We start from the raw sequence: 19,605 nt of genomic DNA on the forward strand, positions 1-19,605 counted from the left end.
GCGCCGCCGCGGCGCCGAGGCGTCAGCGCCGGACGGGCGGTCGCCCGTGCCGACCGGCAGGCCGGTCAGTGGCGCGGGCCCTGCTTCCGGTCGCGCCAGTCGGCACCCTTGGCCCCGCGCTCGCCCTTGGCGCCGTCGAACTCGACCTGCTCCTTGCGCACGGTGTCGGAGACCTCCTGCGTCTCGGTGACCTTCTCGGTCTCCAGACGGACGCGCTCGACCGGCACCGCTTCCTTGCGGACCACGGCCTTCTCGGCGTGCAGGGTGACCTCGGTCTCCGCCTCGCCGATGTTCGCGCGGGTGCGGTCGCCCTCACGGATCGGCTCGCGGACCACGCGGACCTCCTCGTGGGACACCGGGACGGAGGTGGTCACGTTCTCGGTGACGACCACCTTGCGCAGCCGGGCACGCCCGACCTCTTCCTCTTCCGTCCCGACCCGCAGCCGCTCCTCGGAGCGGATCATCTCGTCGGACTTGCTGTCCTCGGCCGCCGCGCCACGGCTCGCGAGCTCGCGCTCACGCCCCATGCCGGCACCCGCGCCCGCACCGGCCAGACCGGCCGCACCCGCCATGCCGGCGCGGTCGCGTCCGGCGGCCGGGGCGGTACGGGACTGGGTGCCCGCCGTCCCGTCGGGCCGGGCGATGCCGTAGTGGGCGTACAGCTCGTGCTCCTCGCCCGGTTCGAGGTGCTGGTCGGCGTCGATGCGCGGCGCGTCCTTCACGGCCTCCTTGGTGGCCGCCAGGTGCAGCTGGTCCTCCTGACGACGGGCGCCGGCGAGCGGGACGAAGCTCTGCTTCATGCCGAAGAGACCGGTCTTGACGGTCACCCACTCGGGACGGCCACTGCGATCGTCGAGGTAGACCTGCTCGACGCTGCCGATCTTCTCGCCGGTCTGGTCGTAGGCCGTCAGGCCCGAAAGCCCGTCCGGATTGGTGAAGGCCTCGCCCTGCGTCATGGGTGATCACTCCTTCGGAGCGCGCGACGGGCAGATTCGACTCTCGCCACGGACGACGCACGCCTCCCCTCCATCGCGCGCCCCAGCACCTCCCCCCGCAACCAGAAGTGTCACGCACCGTGCGCGGAAAACCCGCCGGGGGCCGTTCGGCGGGACTACAGAGGCGATCGGCGCCATCTCCCCGCCCCGCACCCAATTAGCCCATTCGAGCTACCGGATGACGGAGGCATACGGGGCAGGACCCCGGGTAAGCGGTCGTCAGGCCCCACCGCGTTTCCCCCGTCGCGGTGGGGCCTTCATCGTGGTCAGGGCACTGCCGGCCGATCATTTCGCTTGCCCCTCCCCGCCCGGTCGGCCGATCATGTGGGCGACCGGGCGAGCGAGCACCGGCCGAGCGAGCACCGGGTGAGAACCGGGCAAGCACAAAAAGGGGGACATGCGGATGGGGCTCATGCTCTGCCCGGCGGACGACGACGTGGACAGCCCGGACGTCTCGTGGTCGTACTACGGGTTCGACCTCTTCCGGCAGTGGCTGGCCGGCGCCGAGGAAATCGCCGCGGCCGAGACGGCGGGCTCCGGCGGCGCGCGGCCGTGGAGCGACGTGACCACCGCGCTGACACCGCTGCTCGACCACCCGGACGACGAGGGCGAGCTCTCGCCCGCCCAGTGCGCGGCGATGCTGCCCCGCCTGGCGGCGATCGCCGGCGACCCGCCGCGCATGGCCGACGACGACATCCTCCGGCGGCGCGTCGACGACACCCGCGAACTGATCGGCGTCATGACGTACTGCGTGGACCGGGACGTCCCGCTCGCCTTCTGCTGACGAACGGCTGACGAGGGGCCGGAGGCGGCAGGCCGCGGCGGCGGGTCGCGCGGGCCGTCAGGCGCTCGGCGTGACGTCCTCGACGAACTCCTTGGTGCGCTGGGCGGTGACGGTGAAGTCCGGGGAGGCGCTGAGGGTGTCCAGGAACTTCTGGAAGAGGACCTCGACTTCGGGCGCCATCGGGTTGTCGGCCTCGGCGCGGCAGACCACGGTGAGGCGGTAGTCGCCGATCTGCTCCTTGCTGACGGCGCGCGCGGTGTAGGTGCGGAGGCCGGACTCTTCAGGTGTGCCGTACGGCATGCGGTCTTCTCCTGACCTGAGACGGGTTCGCCCGGAGGGGCGCTTGATGAACAGCGTACCCAATGATGCGAACATTCATTCGATTTTTTGGGCGCATGTGTCCCCGGCATGTGCGCAGCAACGCCCGGACCGCACGGGAGAGTTGCGCCCGCCGCTGGGAGTTCCGTGGTACCAACTCGGCCCACTTGACTGACTTGGCCTCCGCCGCCTCGGGCAGCACGCGCCTGTCGTCATGCCCCGATCGCGTCGAGGACCCGTTCGGTGTCGTCGAGCCCGTCGAGTACCACCTCGGCACCCTCGGCCAGCAGCTCAGCGCGAGACGTCTTGCCAGTGGCGACCGCCACCACCCGAACCCCCGCATCGCGGCCACCTGCCACGTCGGCCGGGGTGTCCCCGAGAAACACCGCAGAAGTGGCCGGGATGCCCGCACGGGTGAGCGCGGCACGCAGCAGCGCGGGCCGCTCCTCGCCATCCTCCCCGTAGGCGCCGTCGTCGAGACGCAGGTATGTGTCCAGGCCGAAGGTCGCGAGCTTCACCTCGGCCGCGCCGCGGACGTTGCCGGTGACCACGGACTGCCGGACTCTGCGCGCGTCGAGTGCTGCGAGGACCGTAGCTGCGCCGGGCAGTGCATGACCGCGCTCGCGGACCTCCGCCGCCCGCCGCAGGTGGACGGCGCCGAGCGCGTCAGCGAACCGCGCGAACAGGCCATCGCTGAAAGGGATGTCATGCAGCCGCGCCGTCTCGCGGAGGATCAGGCGCTCCGTCGATCCGGTGACGGACGCCTGCTCGCGCAGCGGCACGCCTGTCACCTCCTCGAACGCGACGGACCACAGCTCACCGCCGAGGCCGCGCATGGACATGAGCGTGTGGTCAATGTCCCACAGCACCAGTTTCGCCACGGTGCCTCCTCTCTCGCGGTGGATTCCCGTGTCCCCACCGTGCGGGCACCCTACGCTCGGAGAACAGTGCTAGGAGTGGGCGCATGGTGGCAGCAGACCTCCCCATCGGGGACCGGATCAGGCACTACCGCGGTGGCCGGCGGCAGGAGTCTGTGGCCGGACTCGCCGGGATCTCGGTGAACTATCTGTCGCAGATCGAGCGCGGCCTCAAGATGCCGTCGCTGCCTATCCTCTACGCACTCGCTCAGGAGTTAGGGGTGCCCGCGGCCGCTCTGCTTTCCGAACAGACGACGGTCAAGCCGGAGTCCACCGTGTCGGCCGAGGCCGCTGTGGGACGGGCGCTCCTCGGCTACGGTCCGGCTCTTAGCGCGACGCCCGCTCCCGGAGCTGCGCTGAGAGACCGGGTCGAGGCAGCGTGGGAGAGCTGGCAGACCAGCAGCACCCGGTTCACCGCGGCCGCCGAGCTCCTGCCCGCTCTCGTCGCTGACACCGAGCACGCCGCGCGCGCCGCGAGAACCGGACCGGACGCAGCCGAACGGCGCGCTGTGCTCCGCGCGGCGGCCGATCTGTACTGCCTGCTCCGCTCCTACCTACGCCGCACCGGCCGCCTCGACCTCGCCGCCCTCGCCGCCGACCGCGCGGTGCGTGCCGCCGAGGACGCGGACGACCCGCTGCGGATCGCCGCTGCACAGTGGAACCTCGGGCACGTCCTCCTCGCCGCGGGTCAACCGGGCGAGGCCGAGGAGCTCGCGCTCCGCTCGGCCGAGCAGGTCGCCGCCGCCACGCTCCCGGATGTCGAGCGCGCGGCACTGGGGGGAGCCCTCCAGCTCGTCGCCGTGGTCGGAGCCGCCCGCATGCGGCAGTGGGACACGGCCAGGTCCCGGCTGCGAGAGCGGGCCGAGCCCGCAGCCCGCCGGGTCGGCGACTCCACCAACGTGGCTCGGACCGTGTTCGGCCCGACCAACGTCGCACTGCACGCGCTGTCGATCGACATGGAGGCGGGCGAAACGGGCGAGGCGCTGCACGCCGCCGATGCCATCGACACCAACGGCCTTCCCTCGCTGGAGCGGGAGTTCACATTCGGTCTGGAGGTCGCGGCGTGCCACTCGCAGCGCCGCGACGACGCAGCCGCCCTCCTCGCGCTCCTCAGCCTGGAGTCGCTCGCCCCGGAAGACCTGGCACGGACGCCGCTGGCCCGCTCGATGGTTCTGACGGTGATCCGCCGGGCGCGAGCGATGCATGCCCGGCAGGCTGAGCACCTCGCTGAGCGCTTGGGCCTGGTCTAGGCGAGCCTGTGGTCCACCCGCACTGACAGCGCGAGCCGATCGGATGATCCCGCCCTACGGTCGCCGACATGAGGCACATCACCGAGACCGTGAAGGCGTCCTGATGGCAAGCGAATCGCCAGTTGAGGCCTGGCTCGCTCAGGCCCACCCCACACCCCACATGGCTGCTCGGGGCTGGACGAGGCCCGGGGTTGTGCGACTCCCCTGCGGCTGGCTCTTCAACGTCGTGCGCCTGCGCGAGCCGCTGGTGCACGATGCGGTCGGCACGACCAACCCGACGACCGTCACCACCACGCTGGCTGAACTGCTCGACGGCCCGGTCGTCCACAACCGCCCCTTCTCGACCTATCACGCGCTCGTGCCAGTGCACTTCGTAATCCGCTGGACGGAGCAGTACCGCGAGGCGCGCATGCTCGGCGAAGGCTCGTATGTGGAGGTCCCGTCGCTGGATCTGCGCGGACCCGACGGCGTGTACTGGGCTGTGCCGCCGCGATCTCCTGGCCACGTATGCGCTCTGGAGCCAATTGCCGCACTGGTCGAGTCCGCGCGCCGGTCATCGGGGCAGCCGAGGTGAGCGTCGCGGAGATGACCGAACAGGAGCGGCGGGCGCAGGACGTCTACTCCGTCCACTTGGACCACCTCGATATCTGCAGGGCCTGCCAGGCGTTCGCGGGCTGCGAGGGAGGCGAGCAGATCCGGCGCGCACTGCGGGCCGCCCGCCTCGCGACCCGGCCAGGGATGCAAGCCGGGACCGGGAGGACCCCGTGACGGACGTCGCGCCGCACCATGATCGCTCGGGGATGTGGATTCTCCGTGGACTTCCGCCACGAAGAGACCCCCCAACCGATCACGGTTGGGGGGTCAAAAAGCAGGCTCTCACCTGCTACTCCTACCCGGTGGGCGCGGACGGTTTCGAACCGCCGACATCCTCCTTGTAAGGGAGGCGCTCTACCCCTGAGCTACGCGCCCGGGACGAGTGGACAGCCTACCTTGCCGCGGGCGGTGCCCCGCAAACCCCTCCGGGGGCCGTCCGCCCCGGCTCCGGCGGCAAGATCGCGGTGCGCACCGCGAACTAACCGGCCCGTGTATTCGTCCTTAACCGGTGGGAGAATGTGACACCGGGCAGGGCGGATGACAGCACGGGAGAGGGATAGTGACGGCGACACCTTCGCAGCCGTACACACCGGACAGAATCGACGCCAGGAGCACGACGACCGCCGCGGCGGCGGACCGCACGGGCACGGTCCGCGCGCCGCTCGCACGCCTTCGTCGCCCCCGCGGGAGCGCGCGCCGCGGCGGCCCGCGCCCCTTGCGTGACGTCCTGACCCTCGCCCTCCTCCCCCTGCCGCTGCTCGCCGCCATCGTCCCCGCCGCCTTCGCGGGCGGCGGCACGCGCCGCTGGTTCGGCGGCCGCGGCGAGAGCGTGCGCGCCGAGGCGCAGGCCGCCAAGGACGCCGCGGCCGCCGCCTTCTACGAACTGGACACCGCCCAGCGCGATCTGCGGATCTCCATCGAGACGATCGTCGCCGTGGACTCCTCCCCCGCGGCCCGGCGCGCCGTCTCGGACTTCGAGGACATCGGCCGCCGCATCGACGAGGTCAGCCACCTCTACATCAGCGCGGTGGACGCCCACGACCTGGACCGGGACGACCTGGAGTCCTCGGTCGCGGCCCGGGCACGCACCGAGCTCACGGCCGCCAAGGACGAGCTGGGCAGGACCAAGCAGGACCTGGAGCGCTTCCAGCAGGGGCTCGGCCCGCTCCTCGACAAGGCCGAGACGCAGCTGGCCCGCCTGGCGCCCGCGGTGGAGCGGGCCCGCCAGACGCTGCTCGCCGCGAGCAACGCCCTCGACGCCGTGCGCGCGGCCGGACTCAAGGCCGACGACCTCGCCGCCCGCCTCGCCGCCCTCGGCCCCGAGCTGACCAAGCTGAACCAGGGAGCGGGCCGGCACGGCGTGCCGGAGACCCTGCAGCGCGCCGACCGCGTCCTGCGCGACGCCGAGGCCGTCCGCGCGGAGGCCGAGCGACTGCCCGAGCGCGCCGCCGAGACGGACCGCCGCCTGGTGTCGCTGCGCACCCGCGCGCAGGCCCTGACCACCCGCAGCGGCCAGGTCGACCCGGTCCTCAGCGAGCTGCGGCGCCGCTTCTCCGCCGCCTGCTGGCAGGACCTGCAGCGCGTCCCCGACCAGGCCGCGGCGAACGTCCGCCAGGCCGAGGCCAAGCTCAAGGAGGCCCAGCAGGCACGCGACGAGCAGCGCTGGCCGGACGCCACCTCGCTGCTCTCCACGGTCCGCGCCCTGCTGAACTCCACGGACGAGGCGGTCTCGGCGGCCGGTGACCGCCTGCAGCGGCTGAACGCGGTCGCGAAGGACCCCCAGCAGGAGATCGAGCGCACCCGCTTCGCCATCCGGGACGCGCAGCGCCTCGCGATGACGGGCCGCCAGACGCCCGAGCCGCGGCACGCCCGCCCGCTGGACGACTCCGTGGCCCGTCTGGACCACGCGGTCGCCTCCCTGGAGGGCCGCCACCCCGACTACTGGCACTTCCTGACCGAGACCGAGGCGGTCCGCACGACCGTGGCGCGCGTGGTCGCGCAGATACGGGAGGAGCGCGGGCAGGGGGCCTGAGGGCCGCGGCTCGCGCGCCGGAGCAACCCCCACCGGAAGGCCGTCATCCGGAGCGGGCCGACCACTGAGCGTGGCCGAAACCCCCGCATCGGACCGGCCGAAACCGCTGTGCGACCGTGGGGGCATGCTCGACTTCACCACGGCTCTCCGGGCGCGGCGTCTCGTCGCCATCGTGCGCGGCGCCGATCCCGACGCCTCCTTCCGTACGGTCATGACGCTCGTGGAATCCGGCGTCCCGCTGGTCGAGGTCTCCCTCAGCGGCGCCGACGCCCCGGGCGTGCTGCGCCGGGCGCGGGCCGAGCTGGGCGAGCGGGCCTGGCTGGGCGCGGGCACGGTCCGTACCGCCGAGGACGCGCGGCGGGCCGCCGACGCGGGCGCCAACCTCATCGTCACGCCGGGCCTCGGCGCGGGCGTGACGGAGGCCACGCGGCTCGGCCTGCCCGTGCTCGGCGGTGTCCTCACGCCGACCGACGTGATCGCGGCCGAGGCGGCCGGAGTGACGGCGCTCAAGGTCTTCCCCGCGTCGGCGATGGGCGGCCCCGGCTACCTCAAGGCCCTGCGCGCGCCCTTCCCCGACACCCCCTTCGTGCCGGTCGGCGGCGTCGACGCGGCGGCCGCCGAGGAGTACCTGGCGCTCGGCGCGGTCGCGGTGGGCGTCGGCTCGCCGCTGATCGGCGACGCGGCGGACGGCGGTGACCTGGCCGCGCTGCGCGCGCGGGCGGCGGAGTTCGTACGGGTCGCCGAGGCGGCGGGGGCGGTGCGGCGATGAGCGTGCCCGGCCCCCTGTCCGCCGGTGCGGCGGACGTCCTCACCCTCGGCGAGACCATGGTCGCCCTGCGCGGCAGCGGACCCCTCAAGCTGGGCGGCTCGCTGGACGTGTCCGTCGCGGGTGCCGAGAGCAATGTCGCCATCGGCCTGTCCCGGCTCGGCCACACCGTCCGCTGGGCGGGCGCGGTCGGCGACGACGAGGCCGGCGAGCTGGTCCTGCGCACGCTGCGCGCGGAGGGCGTCGACGTCGCATCGGCCACGCGTGACGCGCACGCGCCGACCGGCCTGATCCTCTTCGAGCCGCGGCTGCCCGAGGTGACCCGGGTGCACTACTACCGGGCCGGATCGGCCGGTTCCCGGCTCGCCCCGGACGCGGTCGAGGCGGCCTTCGCCGGTGCCGCCACCCCGCGGGTCCTGCACCTGACCGGCATCACCCCGGCCCTCGGCCCGTCGGCCGCGGAGTCCTGCCGGCTCGCCCTGCACCTGGCCCGCGAGCACGGCACGCAGGTCTGCCTCGACGTCAACTTCCGCTCACGGCTGTGGAGCGCGCAGGAGGCCGCGGCCGAGCTGCGCACCTGGATCCCGTACGTGGACGTGCTGATCGCCTCGGACGACGAGCTGCCGCTGTGCCTGCCCCCGGAGGGAACGCCCGCGGGCGTCTCCCCGGAGCGGTACCTGCTGGACGCGGGCGTGCGCGAGGTCGTGGTCAAGCTCGGCGCGCAGGGCGCCACGGCGCACACCGCCGAGGGCACCCTGCACGCTCCCGCGCGCGAGGTCCGCGCCGTGGACGCGGTGGGCGCGGGCGACGCGTTCGTCGCGGGGCACCTCTCGGGGCTCCTCGACGGCACGGACCTGCCGACCCGGCTGGCCCGCGCGGTCACCACGGGCGCGTTCGCCGTGGCCTCCCCCGGCGACTGGGAGGGCGCCCCGACCCGGGCGGAACTCCCCCTCCTCGAAGCGACCGGCGGCACGGTACTCCGCTGAGGACCGTGCCCCGGAGGGGGACCTTCAGCCGCAGCAGCCGCCCCCGCAGCACCCGCCCCCGCCACGGGCCGCAGGCGCGGACGAACCAGAAGAACCAGAAGAACCAGAAGAAGAGGAAGACCCCCCGACCGCGACGGTCGACAGCAACTTCACCGTGTCCCCGTGCCCGGCAGGGCACTCCGCGGGCGCGCCGGACTCCGCCATGGGCCGGCTCAGTTCGAAGGTGTCACCACAGGACCGGCACCGGTACTCGTATCGAGGCATGCGCCCAGGCTAGTCGCCCGCCCCCGCCCCGAGGAACGCCCCGAGGAACGCCCCGGCGATCTCCTCCCCCGCCGCGACCCCGCGCACCGGAAGCACCGTGAGGCCCGGCGCCGAGAACCCCGTGTCGGCGAGCTCCCCGTGCCCGGGCCGCCAGGACCGGTCCGCGGCGAGCAGCAGGTCCGCGTCGAGGAGCGAGTCGCCCGCGGCGAGGATCTCCCGCGCGCCCGTCCGCCGCGCGACCTCCCGCACGGCCGCGCTCTTGGTGAGCGGCTTCGGCACCACGTAGAGCTTGCGTCCCTGCAGCGACACCGTCCAACCGCGCCCGTCGGCCCACCCGGTGAGCTCCTTGACCCACTGGTCGGGCAGCAGCGCCCGCTCGACGACGAGGTAGGCGAAGAGGTCCTCGGCGACGCGCTCCTTGAGCAGCCACGCCGGGTCGGCGGTGCGCACGAGGTGGGCGCGGACCTCGTCGAGCGGCGCGCACTCGGCGGCGAGGCGGCGGGCGACGACCGCCTGCCACGCCGGGTCGGAGACGCCGTCGACGAGCAGGTGCCCGCCGTTGGCGCAGATCGCGAACCGCGGTGCGGGCCCGGGCAGATGGATGCGCTCGTACTGCGCGCGCGTGCGCGTCGTGGTCGGCACGAAGAGGCCGGTGCGGGCGAGCCGTTCGAGGAGCCCGGCGGCGGCCTCGGTGACGTACGACAGCGGCTTGCCCTCGTACACCTCGACGCACAGCAGGCGCGGCGCCTCGGCGTCCGGCATGGTCAGGCCGAGCGCGGCGGTGGAGTAGATGAGGGTGCGGTCGAGGTCGCTGGCGACGAGCTGCGTCACTTCGAGGTCACCGTCCTGCCGTCCGCGCCGGTCGCGCCGCGCGTGTACTGGGGGTGGATCAACCCGACGCAGGTGTACGGGAGTTCGCCGACCTCTTCGACGGGGACGCCGCGCTGCTCGGCGAGCAGCCGCACGTGGTCGAGGTCCGCTCCGGCGCCCGCGCGGGCCAGGATCTTCCAGGGGACCCGGCGCAGCAGCACCCGGGTCGTCTCGCCGACGCCCGGCTTGACGAGGTTGACGTCGTGGATGCCGTATTCCTCGCTGATCCGCTCGACGGCGGCCCAGCCCTCCCAGGTCGGCGCCCTGTCGGCGGACAGCGCCTCCTTGACCTGCGCGTCCACCGCGTCGCCGACCTCGCCGAAGCGGGCCTCGACCGCGTCGACGAAGGCGCCGGAGACGTCGGCGTCCGCGAGTTCGCGGTAGAACTTCGCGCCGTGGAAGTCGTCGGGGCCGACGAGGTCGGAGCGCAGGACGGTGCGCGAGATCAGCCCGGACACCGTGGAGTTGAGGCAGGCGGAGGGGATGAGGAAGTCCTCGCGGGTGCCGTAGGTGCGCACGCACGAGCCGGGGTCGGCGAGCACGGCGATCTCCGGACTGAACCCGGCGGGGCCGCCGGACTTCTCGAACTCCCGTACCGCGTCGGCCAGTTCGCGGGTGATCGCACCCTTGCCGGTCCAGCCGTCGACGAAGACGACGTCGGCGGGGTCGTGGTGGGCGGCGAGCCAGCGCAGCGCGTTGGCGTCGATGCCGCGCCCGCGCACGATCGACACGGCGTAGTGCGGCAGGTCCAGGCCGTGCCGGTGGGCGGCCCAGCGGCGCATCAGGACGCCGACGGGGGTGCCCGCGCGGGCCAGGGAGACCAGGACGGGCCGGGGGGAGCGTTCGGCGAGGACGGTCTCGGTGACGGTGCCGACGGCCTGCGCGATGCGGGCGGCGGACGTGTCCAGGGCGGCCCGGAAGAGGTCCTGGTAGCGCTCGCTGGGCTGGTACTCGACGGGCAGCGACTCGGCGTAGTGCGCGCCACCGCTCTGTATCGCCTCCTCGCGCTCCTCGGTGGGCGCTTCGAGCGTCACGTCGGAGAGGTCCTGGAGCAGCCAGCCGACGTCCTCGGGTGCGTACGAGGAGAAGGCGGGGCCGCGGAGGGGCTCGGGGAGCATGGCGGGCCTTTCGGGGACGTACGACGGGACGACGGCCAGCAGGACGTGCCCGGTGTGCGCGGACAGCTGGGCCAACAGGCCGTCCGGCGCGTGCAGTTCAGGGGTGTCGGCGACGGAGTCGACGACCGCGACGACCGCGTCGAAGCCGCCGCCCGCGACGTTGTAGGCGTACCGCGTGCCGGGGCCGTCGGCGGGGGCGTCGTGCGCCGGGAAGGCGAGGCGGGTGCGGATCGCGTAGCCCGGGTCGTCGACGGCGAGGACGGGTGAGCGGGTCGTGGTGGAGAAGCGGACCTCGGCCGCGGTGCGGCGCTCCAGGTGGACGCCGAGGGCGAGCGGCGCGTACATGAGCTCCTCGAAGCCGAGGACGAGCACGCGGCGGGCGCCGTCGGGCAGTGCCCGCGCGAGCCGCTCCGCGAGGCCGGGCAGCGCCGCGTCCAGGGCGGTGCGGTGCGCGGGCGTGAAGCCGTGCCGCCCGCCGTCGGGTGTGCCGGCGGGCCAGTCGAGGGCGACGCGGGTCACCGGGGCCCGCTCGGCGCGGGGCCGCGGGAGCGGGCCGGGCCCGGCGGCGCTCTCGTGCTCGGCGACCAGCGTCTGCCCCTTGGCCAGGACGCCGTCGGGCAGCCGGACCGTCCCGGACGCGGTGGCGACGAGGTCGACGCGCGCGCCGATCTCGCGGGCGAAGTCGGCCAGCCGCGCCCGGTCCGCGGGCGAGCGCATGTCGACCAGGGCGACGATGACGTACCGCTCGCGGGGGAAGCGCTCGTGCAGGGCGCGGACGGTGTTGAGGACGGTGTTGCCGGTGGAGAACTCGTCGTCGACCAGGACGAGCGGCCCGGCGCCCGCGAGCAGCCGCGGGTCCTCGGGCAGCAGCAGGTGCGAGGTGGCGTGCGAGTGGGACTCCTCGAAGCCGCCCGCCCGCTCGACGCCCTCGACGGGGCGCCGGGTGGAGTGCAGGTAGGGCGCGAGGGCGAGGCCGTCGGCGACCGCGTGGCCGAGGCCGGTCGCGGTCTCCGCGTAGCCGAGGACGACGGCGCGCCGGGCCGCGTCGTCGCCGAGCAGTTCCCGTACCCGCACGCCGAGGTCGTGCCCGGCGCCGTACACGACCGAGGGGTGCTGCGGGACGTGCTTGCCCAGGACGTTCGACACCAGGAGGTGCGCCCGCTTGGGGTTGCGGCGCAGGGCGAGGCCGAGCATGCCGCGCAGCGCCTCGTCGCCGTCGAGTCCGACCCCGAGCCGTTCGGCGACCCAGGTCCCCGACCACACCGCGTCTTCAGTCACGTACGTCTTGTTCCTTGCGTTCGGCCGGACGATGGGTCAGGCGGTTTCTTCGAGGGGAGGGTGCGCGCCGGGAGGTCCGGCGGTTCAGCCGGGCAGTCCGGCGGTGAGCAGTTCCACGAAGCCGACGTCCTCCTTGGCGACGCCGAAGACCTCGGCGCGCCGCAGGGTCCGCTCGGCCCAGGCGCGGTGCGGCTTCACCTCGTTCATCTTGTTCGTGTACGAGGAGCGCAGCACCCCGCCGCCGCCCCGCTCCGGGCGCAGGATGTCCTCGGCGTCGCTGTACTCCTCGTGGCTGACCACGGAGAGGGCGTGCACGGGCAGCACGTGGGAGGGGTGGATGCAGGTCTTGCCGAGCAGGCCGTTGGCGCGGTCGAGCTCGATCTCGCGGAGCAGGCCGTCCATGTCGTGCTCGATGAGGGCCTGGCGCAGGGCGTCGGCGCGGCTCTCCAGGAAGGGGCTGCGGCGCAGCTGCGGTTTGAACATCCGCTCCTGGACGCGGAAGTACTCCCAGACGGGTCCGGTCACGGTGAAGCCGGTGCCGTCGGCGCGGCCCAGGACGTTCACGACGTCGGCGATGACGGAGGCGACGATCTGCACGTCGTAGGCGGTCATGTCCGGCGGTCTGCGCAGTCCGTACGCCGAGCAGAAGTCGGTGACGCCCAGGCGCAGCGCGAGGACCCGGTCGCGGTACTTGTCGACGGTGCGGGCGATCCCGGCGAGGGTGTCGGCGCGGCTCTCCAGGTGCAGCAGCTCGGGCGACTCCAGGACGGGCATGGCGAAGAGCCGTCGGGGGCGGCCCGCCGCGTCGTGCGGCAGCTCGGCCTCGGCGGCGACCAGGGCCTCCAGGAAGGGGACGCCCCGCTCCTCGGTGAACTTGGGCAGGACGAATCCGGACAGCAGCCGGGCGGTGGCGCCGAGCCTGCGGAGCAGGTCGGGTATCTGTTCGGCGGCGCGGACCCGGACGAAGAGCAGGGGCGGTTCGGCGTCCCGGGCCGCCAGGTCGGCGAACTGCCGGATCAGGTTCTCCTCGGCGTCGGCGACCTCGGCGTCGTCGATGGAGTCCTCCAGGCAGATCACCATGGAGACCACGCCGCGTCCGGCCTGCTTCATGACGTCGTCGGCGAGGCGGGGGCGGGTGGCGGGGCTGTAGAGCGTGGCGCCCAGGGCGGGCGCGAGCAGGTGGGGCGGGGAGTCCGCGGTGAAGGCACACGGCTCCCGGTGGAAGAGGCGCTGACGCACCTCTGGGGCGATGTGCCCGAAATGTCGCATGTGATTTCCCTGCTGTCGCCTGTTCCGCCGACGGGGCCGTTGTGATGTGGCCGGTAATAGTACGTAGAGACGGGTGCCGGAGGTTCCCGGCGGGCATGAACTTCAGGTAACCCGGCCATGTCGTACACCCTCACCACACAACCGTCGCACGCTCGCACCACCCGCAGGTCAGGAGCCTGGTGACGCGGTCGGGACCGGAAGCCCCCCGCGTTGTCCCACCCGTGCGGGGGAAGGCAGGATGACCGCATGACGCACGCGATGTTGAAGGGGTCGAACGTCCCTCTCGAAGCCTCGGCCGTCCGCGCCGTGCTCCGCTGGACCACCGGCCAGGGCGTCCCCGACGTCGACGCGTCGGCGCTGCTGCTCGGCGGCGACGGCCGGGTGCGCTCCGACGAGGACTTCGTCTTCTACAACCAGCCGCGCCACCCCGGCGGCAAGGTCTGGCGGCTCGGCAAGAAGCGGGTCGCCGAGGGCCTGACCGACACGATCCAGACGGATCTGGCGGGCATGGACCCGGCGGTGCACCGGGTCCTGCTGGCCGCCTCCGCCGAGGGCGTCTCCTTCGAGCACGTCCCCGCGCTGCGCATCCTGCTGTACGACGCCGCGGTCGCCGACGGAGAGCCGCTCGCCCACTTCGACATCACGCCGCAGACCGGCGAGGAGACGGCGCTGATCTGCGGGGAGCTCTACCGCCGCGGCGAGGGGTGGAAGTTCCGCGCGCTCGGTGAGGGCTACTCCAACGGCCTGGAGGGCCTCGCCTCGGACTTCGGGATCTCCGTGGACGACTCGGACTCCGGTTCGCAGGAGCCCGCGCCCTCCTCGTCCTTCCCGCTGCCGCCCGAGCAGCCCGCGCCGCACCGGACCCACCAGCCCGTGGGCGGCTCGGCCGCCCGTCCCGCCCCGCAGTCGCCGCCCGGGCCCGCCTACGGCTACCCGCCCGAGCCGCCCCGGTACCCGGCGCCGCAGCCCGCCTACGGCTACCCTCCGGCGGCGCCCACCCAGCCCGCCCCGATCGTGCAGCCGGCCCCGGCCTCCCCGCCGTCGTACGGCTATCCGCAGCCGGTGACCCCGATGCCGGACCCGAATTTCCGGCTGCCCCCGCAGGGGCCGCAGTTCCTGCCGCGCTGAGCGCGCGGCGGGCCGCTCAGCCCACCTTGCTCTTGTAGCCGCGGCCCCACTGCAGGCCCCAGCCGTAGAGCCGGTCCAGTTCGGCCTGGAAGCCGTAGACGAACTTCACCTCGCGCCGCACGATCAGCTCGTCCTTGACGTTCTCGACGGAGACCACCGCGCACGAGCGGGCCTGCGGCTGACGCTCGTCCAGGTCGATCTCGATGCGCGGGCCGTTGCTCGGGTAGAGCGTGACCTTGGCGTGCGTACGGTCGAAGGCCGGCGTCTGGTCGTAGATGTAGACGAAGATCAGCAGGCGCTTGATCGACTCGCGGTGGTCGAGGTTCACGTACAGCGTCTCGCCCGATCCGGAGCCGAACCGGTCGTCGCCGCTGCCCTTCACGTACGGCGGTGAGTTGAGGCTGCCGAAGAAGTTGCCCAGCGGCTGCACCACGCCCTTGTCGCCGTCGGTCAGCTCGTAGAGGCAGCCGAGGTCCAGGTCCACGTTGACCATGCTCTGGGTGTGCGCCTGCACCGGCTCGGGCCGGAACATCTGGAAGGGGTGGCGCAGCAGGCCGCTGCCGCCGCGCTCCTTGCCCATCAGGTCGGACGTGCGCATCTGCCAGGAGAGGTTGACCCGCAGATTGCCCGAGGCCGCCCCCTGCCGGGACAGCGAGACCGTCGGGTGCCGCTTGGTCAGTTCGATGGAGTTGGTCGCCGCGCTGCCCGATTCGAAGTCCATCGAACGCCCGCGCCACAGACCGTCCCAGAAGGACATTCCCGCCCCCAAGTGCCCTCGTGATCCCTGCGCATGCCGGTGGGTCCCGCCGTGCGGGCCGGTGTCACCGGCGCCGCGATGCCGAACGGGGCGGCCACAAGGACATCTCCTCGACGGCCGCCCCGAACAGAGCGTTCCTCGCTCCGGCCGCCGTCACACTCCGGGGAGCGGAATCGGACAGCGCGGCGAGGGAATCAGTCAGCCTCAGACTCCTGAGGAGACCTCGGTCTTGCCTCCCTGGCTCCCCTGTCCCTCGGCGGCCGCGAGCCGCCGGTTGCGCAGGACGGACGAGATGAAGGACCAGGCGATCAGGATCACGCCGACGGAGCCGGTGATGACCTCGTGGATCTCGTACTGGATGGTGACCAGGAGGATCGCGGCGAGGGCGCCGATCGCGTAGTGCGCGCCGTGCTCCAGGTAGACGTAGTCGTCGAGGGTGCCCTGGCGGACCAGGTAGACCGTGAGGGACCGGACGTACATGGCGCCGATGCCGAGGCCGAGCGCCATCAGCACGATGTCGTTGGTGATGGCGAAGGCGCCGATGACACCGTCGAACGAGAAGGACGCGTCCAGGACCTCGAGGTAGAGGAACATGAAGAAGGCCGCCTTGCCGGCCATCACGACCGCGGGAACCTTCTTGCCGGTCCTCTTGGCCTCTTCCTCCTCCTCGTGCTCGCGCTCCTCGTCCTCCTCCAGTTTGTTCTCGAAGTAGCCGGAGAGTCCGCCGACCACGAGATAGGTGATCAGACCGGCGATTCCCGAGATCAGGACGGTCTGCGCCTTGTCCACATGCGTTCCACCGTGCTGGTGGGCGTGGGTGGCGAAGGTCATCGCGCTGACCAGGAGCACGACGAGGGCGATGCAGACCGACAGCATGTCGACCTTGCCGAGCTTGGCGAGCGGGCGCTCGATCCAGCTCAGCCACTTGATGTCACGGTCCTCGAAGATGAAGTCGAGGAAGATCATCAGGAGGAACATGCCACCGAAGGCGGCGATCGACGGGTGCGCGTCGGTGACCAGCTGCTGGTACTGGTCCTTGTCGTTGAGGGCGAGACGGACCGCCTCGATCGGGCCGATCTTCGCGCTGATGGCGACGATCACGACGGGGAAGACCAGTCGCATGCCGAAGACCGCGATCAGCACGCCGACGGTGAGGAAGATCTTCTGCCAGAAGGCACTCATCTTCTTCAGGATTCCGGCGTTGACCACCGCGTTGTCGAAGGACAGCGAGATCTCGAGGATGGACAGGATCGCCACGATGCCGAAGCCGGTCCACCCCCCGTAGAACACCGCGGCCACCAGGCCGAGCGCGGTGACCGCGAACGACCAGCCGAAGGTTTTCAGAAGCACTGGCTACCCAATCGTGTGTGTACGGGCTCCCGTTTAGCGGTCTCCCCCGCGCCGGTCCCCGGCTTTACGAAACGTTGACCCCGAAGTCTAGAGCGATGCCGCGCAGGCCCGACGCGTACCCCTGCCCGACCGCACGGAACTTCCACTCTCCGCCATACCTGTACACCTCGCCGAAGATCATGGCGGTCTCCGTGGAGGCGTCCTCGGAGAGGTCGTAGCGCGCGAGCTCCTGGCCGTCCGCCTGGTTCACGACCCGGATGAAGGCGTTGCTGACCTGGCCGAACGTCTGGCCCCTGTTGTCCGCCTCGTGGATCGAGACCGGGAAGATGATCTTGTCGCAGCCGGCCGGCACCCGGGAGAGGTCGATGAGGATCGACTCGTCGTCCCCCTCGCCCTCACCCGTCAGGTTGTCGCCGGTGTGTTCGACGGAGCCGTCCGGGCTCTTCAGGTTGTTGTAGAAGACGAACCACTCGTCGCCCAGCACCCGGCCCGCGCTGCACAGCAGGGCGCTGGCGTCGAGGTCGAAGGGGGCGCCGGTGGTGGAGCGCGCGTCCCAGCCCAGGCCGACGAGAACCTGGGTGAGATCGGGTGCGGCCTTGGAGAGGGAGACATTGCCTCCCTTGGCGAGTGTGACGCCCATGGTTGTGGTCCTCCCCGGGATGACGAGAGCAGAGGGTCCCGCGGATGGCGGGAGCGCGGGCCGCCGCGCCGGGGAACACGTGTCCCCCGGGTGACGGGACCCACAGGCCCGTGGTCACGGGACCACGGGCGGTGAGCGCGTCCGGCGCCGCACTCGGTGGGGTGCGGCGCCGGACGGGGTGAGCTGGGGCCTACGACTCAGACATTGACGCCGAAGTCCTGCGCGATGCCGCGCAGACCCGACGCGTAGCCCTGGCCGACGGCGCGGAACTTCCACTCGGCGCCGTGGCGGTAGAGCTCGCCGAAGACCATGGCGGTCTCCGTCGAGGCGTCCTCGGAGAGGTCGTAGCGGGCGATCTCCGCGCCGCCCGCCTGGTTCACGACGCGGATGAACGCGTTGCGCACCTGGCCGAACGACTGCTGGCGGGTCTCGGCGTCGTAGATCGAGACCGGGAAGACGATCTTCTCGACGTCGGCCGGGACGGCGGCCAGGTCGACCTTGATCGCCTCGTCGTCGCCCTCGCCCTCACCGGTGGTGTTGTCACCGGTGTGCTCGACGGAGCCGTCGGGGCTCTTCAGGTTGTTGAAGAACACGAAGTTCTGGTCGCTGCTGACCTTGCCCTCCGCGTTCGTCAGGATCGCGCTGGCGTCGAGGTCGAAGTCCGTGCCGGTGGTGGTCCGCACGTCCCAGCCGAGGCCGACCAGAACAGCGGTCAGGCCCGGCGCCTCCTTGCTCAGAGATACGTTGCCGCCCTTGCTGAGGCTGACTCCCACGAGTCCTCCATTGGTGTCCAGGGGCGGGGAGCCCCAAGCGTTGCGTTGCCATCGGATCAACGAGTGGATCCTAGTGACCGGTTCCCGGACGCCACAGGCTCTGCACCCGAAGAATCACGGGGTGTCACCCCTGAGGAATCCCGGGGTGTCACTCCCGGGGTGTCACAGGGTGTCCAGGGCCTTGACGTACTCGTTGAGGTCGCGGGCGTCCGGCAGGCCGTTGACGACGCTCCAGCGCACCACGCCCTCCTTGTCGATGATGAAGGTGCCGCGCACCGCGCACCCCTTGTCCTCGTCGAAGACGCCGTACGCCCGCGAGACCTCGCCGTGCGGCCAGAAGTCGGAGACCAGGGGGTACTCCAGGCCCTCCTGCTCGGCGAAGACGCGCAGGGTGTGGATGGAGTCGTTGGAGACGGCGAGCAGCTGGGTGTCGTCGTTGACGAACTTCGGCAGCTCGTCGCGGAGCGCGCAGAGCTCGCCCGTGCACACGCCGGTGAACGCGAACGGGTAGAAGAGCAGCACCACGTTCTTCTCGCCGCGGAAGTCGGAGAGCTTCACGGACCGGCCGTGGTTGTCCTTCAGCTCGAATTCCGGGGCCTTGGTGCCGACCTCGATCGCCATGAGTACGCATCCCTTCGACGGGGTCCCCTGGGGCGGGGCTGTTCGGGTGACATCCACCCTACGTCCGCATCCGTCCGCCGATCAGGGCCCCACGCGGTGCGCCGGCCGGTATGTCCCGCGCGCCCGTCGACCGGCGCGGCACGCACGCGTGAGGCCCCCCGACGACGTGATCCGTCGTCGGGGGGCCTCACGGTGGTTCTGCGGCCGGGCGGGGGCGGGACCGGGGTCCGGGTGCTCCGAGGGGCCGCTGGGGCCTGTGCCGGTGCTCAGCGCTTCTTGGCGGCCGCCTTGGGCGTGACCAGGCGGCTGCCGCTCCAGTCCTTGCCTGCGTTGACGCTCTTGGTGGCCGACAGGCCTGCGGTGGTGGCAGCCTCGCCGATCTCGCTCGGCTCGACGTACCCGTCACGACCGGTCTTCGGAGTCAGCAGCAGGATCGAGCCGCCCTCCTCCATGTACGCGATGGCATCCACCAACGCATCAGTCAGGTCCCCGTCGTCCTCACGGAACCAGAGCACCACGGCGTCAGCCACGTCGTCGTAGTCCTCGTCGACGAGCTCTGTGCCAGTGGCCTCCTCGATGGCCTCGCGGAGCTCCTGGTCGACGTCGTCGTCGTAGCCGATCTCCTGGACCACCTGGTCGGGCTGGAAACCAAGCCTTACGGCAAGGTTCGTCTCCGCGTGGTCCGCGGTCGCGCTCACGGATTGCCTCCTGATCATGTTTTTGGGAATGCCTGTCAGCCACGCGCGTGCGCGGGGCGTTGGCCGTAGTCCACACGGGCGGGACGGATCGCGCAAGTACCCGGCCGCCGAGACCGCCGAAACGGTGACGTTCCCGACCGTGTCGCCGCAACTGCCGCCACATCCGTCGAGACCGAACGGCTCTGCGAAGGGACTAG

Annotated in this window: 21 protein-coding genes and 1 tRNA gene; 8 read left to right on the plus strand and 14 right to left on the minus strand. The window is 72.1% G+C overall.

Going from position 1 to position 19,605, the window contains the following annotated elements:
• Window positions 1–65: 65 nt before the first annotated feature.
• Window positions 66–956 carry a PRC and DUF2382 domain-containing protein gene (locus ACFYXE_RS13310; protein ID WP_389311980.1) on the minus strand — a complete coding sequence of 297 codons (891 nt, stop codon included), beginning with the start codon at window positions 954–956 and terminating at the stop codon, window positions 66–68.
• Between the two features lie 436 nt (window positions 957–1,392).
• On the opposite strand from ACFYXE_RS13310, the gene ACFYXE_RS13315 reads away from it, so the two are divergent.
• Window positions 1,393–1,779: a hypothetical protein gene (locus ACFYXE_RS13315; RefSeq protein WP_389311982.1), complete on the plus strand. Its 387-nt coding sequence runs from the start codon at window positions 1,393–1,395 to the stop codon at window positions 1,777–1,779.
• A gap of 57 nt (window positions 1,780–1,836) precedes the next feature.
• Here ACFYXE_RS13315 and ACFYXE_RS13320 read toward each other — a convergent pair whose 3' ends face one another.
• Both ACFYXE_RS13320 and ACFYXE_RS13325 read right to left on the minus strand, forming a co-directional pair.
• A complete protein-coding gene (locus ACFYXE_RS13320; RefSeq protein ID WP_361166336.1) occupies window positions 1,837–2,079 on the minus strand; it encodes a hypothetical protein in 243 nt (80 codons plus the stop codon).
• 230 nt (window positions 2,080–2,309) lie between these two features.
• Window positions 2,310–2,978, minus strand: a complete 669-nt coding sequence (locus ACFYXE_RS13325) for an HAD family hydrolase (RefSeq protein WP_389311984.1) — start codon at window positions 2,976–2,978, stop codon at window positions 2,310–2,312.
• Window positions 2,979–3,061: 83 nt separating this feature from the next.
• Between ACFYXE_RS13325 and ACFYXE_RS13330 the strand changes: the two genes are divergently transcribed.
• From ACFYXE_RS13330 to ACFYXE_RS13340, 3 genes are all read left to right on the plus strand, one after another.
• Window positions 3,062–4,264 (plus strand): helix-turn-helix domain-containing protein, encoded by a 1,203-nt coding sequence (locus tag ACFYXE_RS13330; protein WP_389311986.1) that lies wholly within the window; start codon window positions 3,062–3,064, stop codon window positions 4,262–4,264.
• Window positions 4,265–4,367: 103 nt separating this feature from the next.
• Window positions 4,368–4,838, plus strand: a complete 471-nt coding sequence (locus ACFYXE_RS13335; RefSeq protein ID WP_389311988.1) for a hypothetical protein — start codon at window positions 4,368–4,370, stop codon at window positions 4,836–4,838.
• Between the two features lie 11 nt (window positions 4,839–4,849).
• Entirely contained in the window at window positions 4,850–5,032 is a 183-nt protein-coding gene (locus ACFYXE_RS13340) for a hypothetical protein (RefSeq protein WP_389311990.1), read from the plus strand.
• 129 nt (window positions 5,033–5,161) lie between these two features.
• Here ACFYXE_RS13340 and ACFYXE_RS13345 read toward each other — a convergent pair.
• Window positions 5,162–5,233, minus strand: a tRNA-Val gene (locus tag ACFYXE_RS13345).
• Window positions 5,234–5,417: 184 nt separating this feature from the next.
• Here ACFYXE_RS13345 and ACFYXE_RS13350 point away from each other — a divergent pair.
• The 3 genes from ACFYXE_RS13350 to ACFYXE_RS13360 all read left to right on the plus strand — a co-directional run bounded on the left by ACFYXE_RS13350 (window position 5,418) and on the right by ACFYXE_RS13360 (window position 8,642).
• Window positions 5,418–6,890: a hypothetical protein gene (locus tag ACFYXE_RS13350; protein ID WP_389311992.1), complete on the plus strand. Its 1,473-nt coding sequence runs from the start codon at window positions 5,418–5,420 to the stop codon at window positions 6,888–6,890.
• Between the two features lie 124 nt (window positions 6,891–7,014).
• Window positions 7,015–7,659: a bifunctional 4-hydroxy-2-oxoglutarate aldolase/2-dehydro-3-deoxy-phosphogluconate aldolase gene (locus ACFYXE_RS13355; RefSeq protein WP_361166351.1), complete on the plus strand. Its 645-nt coding sequence runs from the start codon at window positions 7,015–7,017 to the stop codon at window positions 7,657–7,659.
• Complete coding sequence (locus tag ACFYXE_RS13360; RefSeq protein WP_389311994.1) at window positions 7,656–8,642, plus strand: sugar kinase; 987 nt, start codon at window positions 7,656–7,658, stop codon at window positions 8,640–8,642. Before ACFYXE_RS13355 ends, ACFYXE_RS13360 begins: the two co-directional genes overlap by 4 nt.
• Window positions 8,643–8,666: 24 nt before the next feature.
• Here the strand turns inward: ACFYXE_RS13360 and ACFYXE_RS13365 are convergent, their stop codons facing one another.
• The 4 genes from ACFYXE_RS13365 to ACFYXE_RS13380 form a co-directional block, all read right to left on the minus strand.
• Window positions 8,667–8,906 (minus strand): zinc ribbon domain-containing protein, encoded by a 240-nt coding sequence (locus ACFYXE_RS13365; RefSeq protein WP_389311996.1) that lies wholly within the window; start codon window positions 8,904–8,906, stop codon window positions 8,667–8,669.
• A 9-nt stretch (window positions 8,907–8,915) separates the two neighbouring features.
• Window positions 8,916–9,668, minus strand: coding sequence for an HAD family hydrolase (locus ACFYXE_RS13370; protein WP_389312553.1), 753 nt, complete (start codon window positions 9,666–9,668; stop codon window positions 8,916–8,918).
• Window positions 9,669–9,733: 65 nt separating this feature from the next.
• Window positions 9,734–12,172, minus strand: coding sequence for a phosphoribosyltransferase (locus tag ACFYXE_RS13375; protein WP_389311998.1), 2,439 nt, complete (start codon window positions 12,170–12,172; stop codon window positions 9,734–9,736).
• 84 nt (window positions 12,173–12,256) lie between these two features.
• Window positions 12,257–13,441 carry an HpcH/HpaI aldolase/citrate lyase family protein gene (locus ACFYXE_RS13380; RefSeq protein WP_389312000.1) on the minus strand — a complete coding sequence of 395 codons (1,185 nt, stop codon included), beginning with the start codon at window positions 13,439–13,441 and terminating at the stop codon, window positions 12,257–12,259.
• A gap of 246 nt (window positions 13,442–13,687) precedes the next feature.
• Here ACFYXE_RS13380 and ACFYXE_RS13385 point away from each other — a divergent pair, with 246 nt between their 5' ends.
• Window positions 13,688–14,569, plus strand: a complete 882-nt coding sequence (locus ACFYXE_RS13385; RefSeq protein ID WP_389312002.1) for a TerD family protein — start codon at window positions 13,688–13,690, stop codon at window positions 14,567–14,569.
• A gap of 16 nt (window positions 14,570–14,585) precedes the next feature.
• Here the strand turns inward: ACFYXE_RS13385 and ACFYXE_RS13390 are convergent, their stop codons facing one another.
• The 6 genes from ACFYXE_RS13390 to ACFYXE_RS13415 form a co-directional block, all read right to left on the minus strand.
• Entirely contained in the window at window positions 14,586–15,326 is a 741-nt protein-coding gene (locus ACFYXE_RS13390) for a Tellurium resistance (protein ID WP_389312004.1), read from the minus strand.
• 204 nt (window positions 15,327–15,530) lie between these two features.
• Window positions 15,531–16,676 (minus strand): DUF475 domain-containing protein, encoded by a 1,146-nt coding sequence (locus ACFYXE_RS13395; RefSeq protein ID WP_389312006.1) that lies wholly within the window; start codon window positions 16,674–16,676, stop codon window positions 15,531–15,533.
• A gap of 64 nt (window positions 16,677–16,740) precedes the next feature.
• On the minus strand, window positions 16,741–17,316 hold the full coding sequence (locus ACFYXE_RS13400; RefSeq protein ID WP_389312008.1) for a TerD family protein: 576 nt from the start codon (window positions 17,314–17,316) through the stop codon (window positions 16,741–16,743).
• A gap of 197 nt (window positions 17,317–17,513) precedes the next feature.
• Entirely contained in the window at window positions 17,514–18,089 is a 576-nt protein-coding gene (locus ACFYXE_RS13405; protein ID WP_062781869.1) for a TerD family protein, read from the minus strand.
• Between the two features lie 162 nt (window positions 18,090–18,251).
• Window positions 18,252–18,710 (minus strand): peroxiredoxin, encoded by a 459-nt coding sequence (locus ACFYXE_RS13410; RefSeq protein ID WP_361166382.1) that lies wholly within the window; start codon window positions 18,708–18,710, stop codon window positions 18,252–18,254.
• A gap of 266 nt (window positions 18,711–18,976) precedes the next feature.
• Window positions 18,977–19,408, minus strand: a complete 432-nt coding sequence (locus ACFYXE_RS13415) for a DUF3052 domain-containing protein (protein ID WP_361166385.1) — start codon at window positions 19,406–19,408, stop codon at window positions 18,977–18,979.
• Window positions 19,409–19,605: the final 197 nt, after the last annotated feature.

Origin of the sequence: Streptomyces sp. NPDC002564, assembly GCF_042889645.1 — a bacterium.
In the GTDB taxonomy this organism is placed as follows: Bacteria; Actinomycetota; Actinomycetes; order Streptomycetales; family Streptomycetaceae; genus Streptomyces.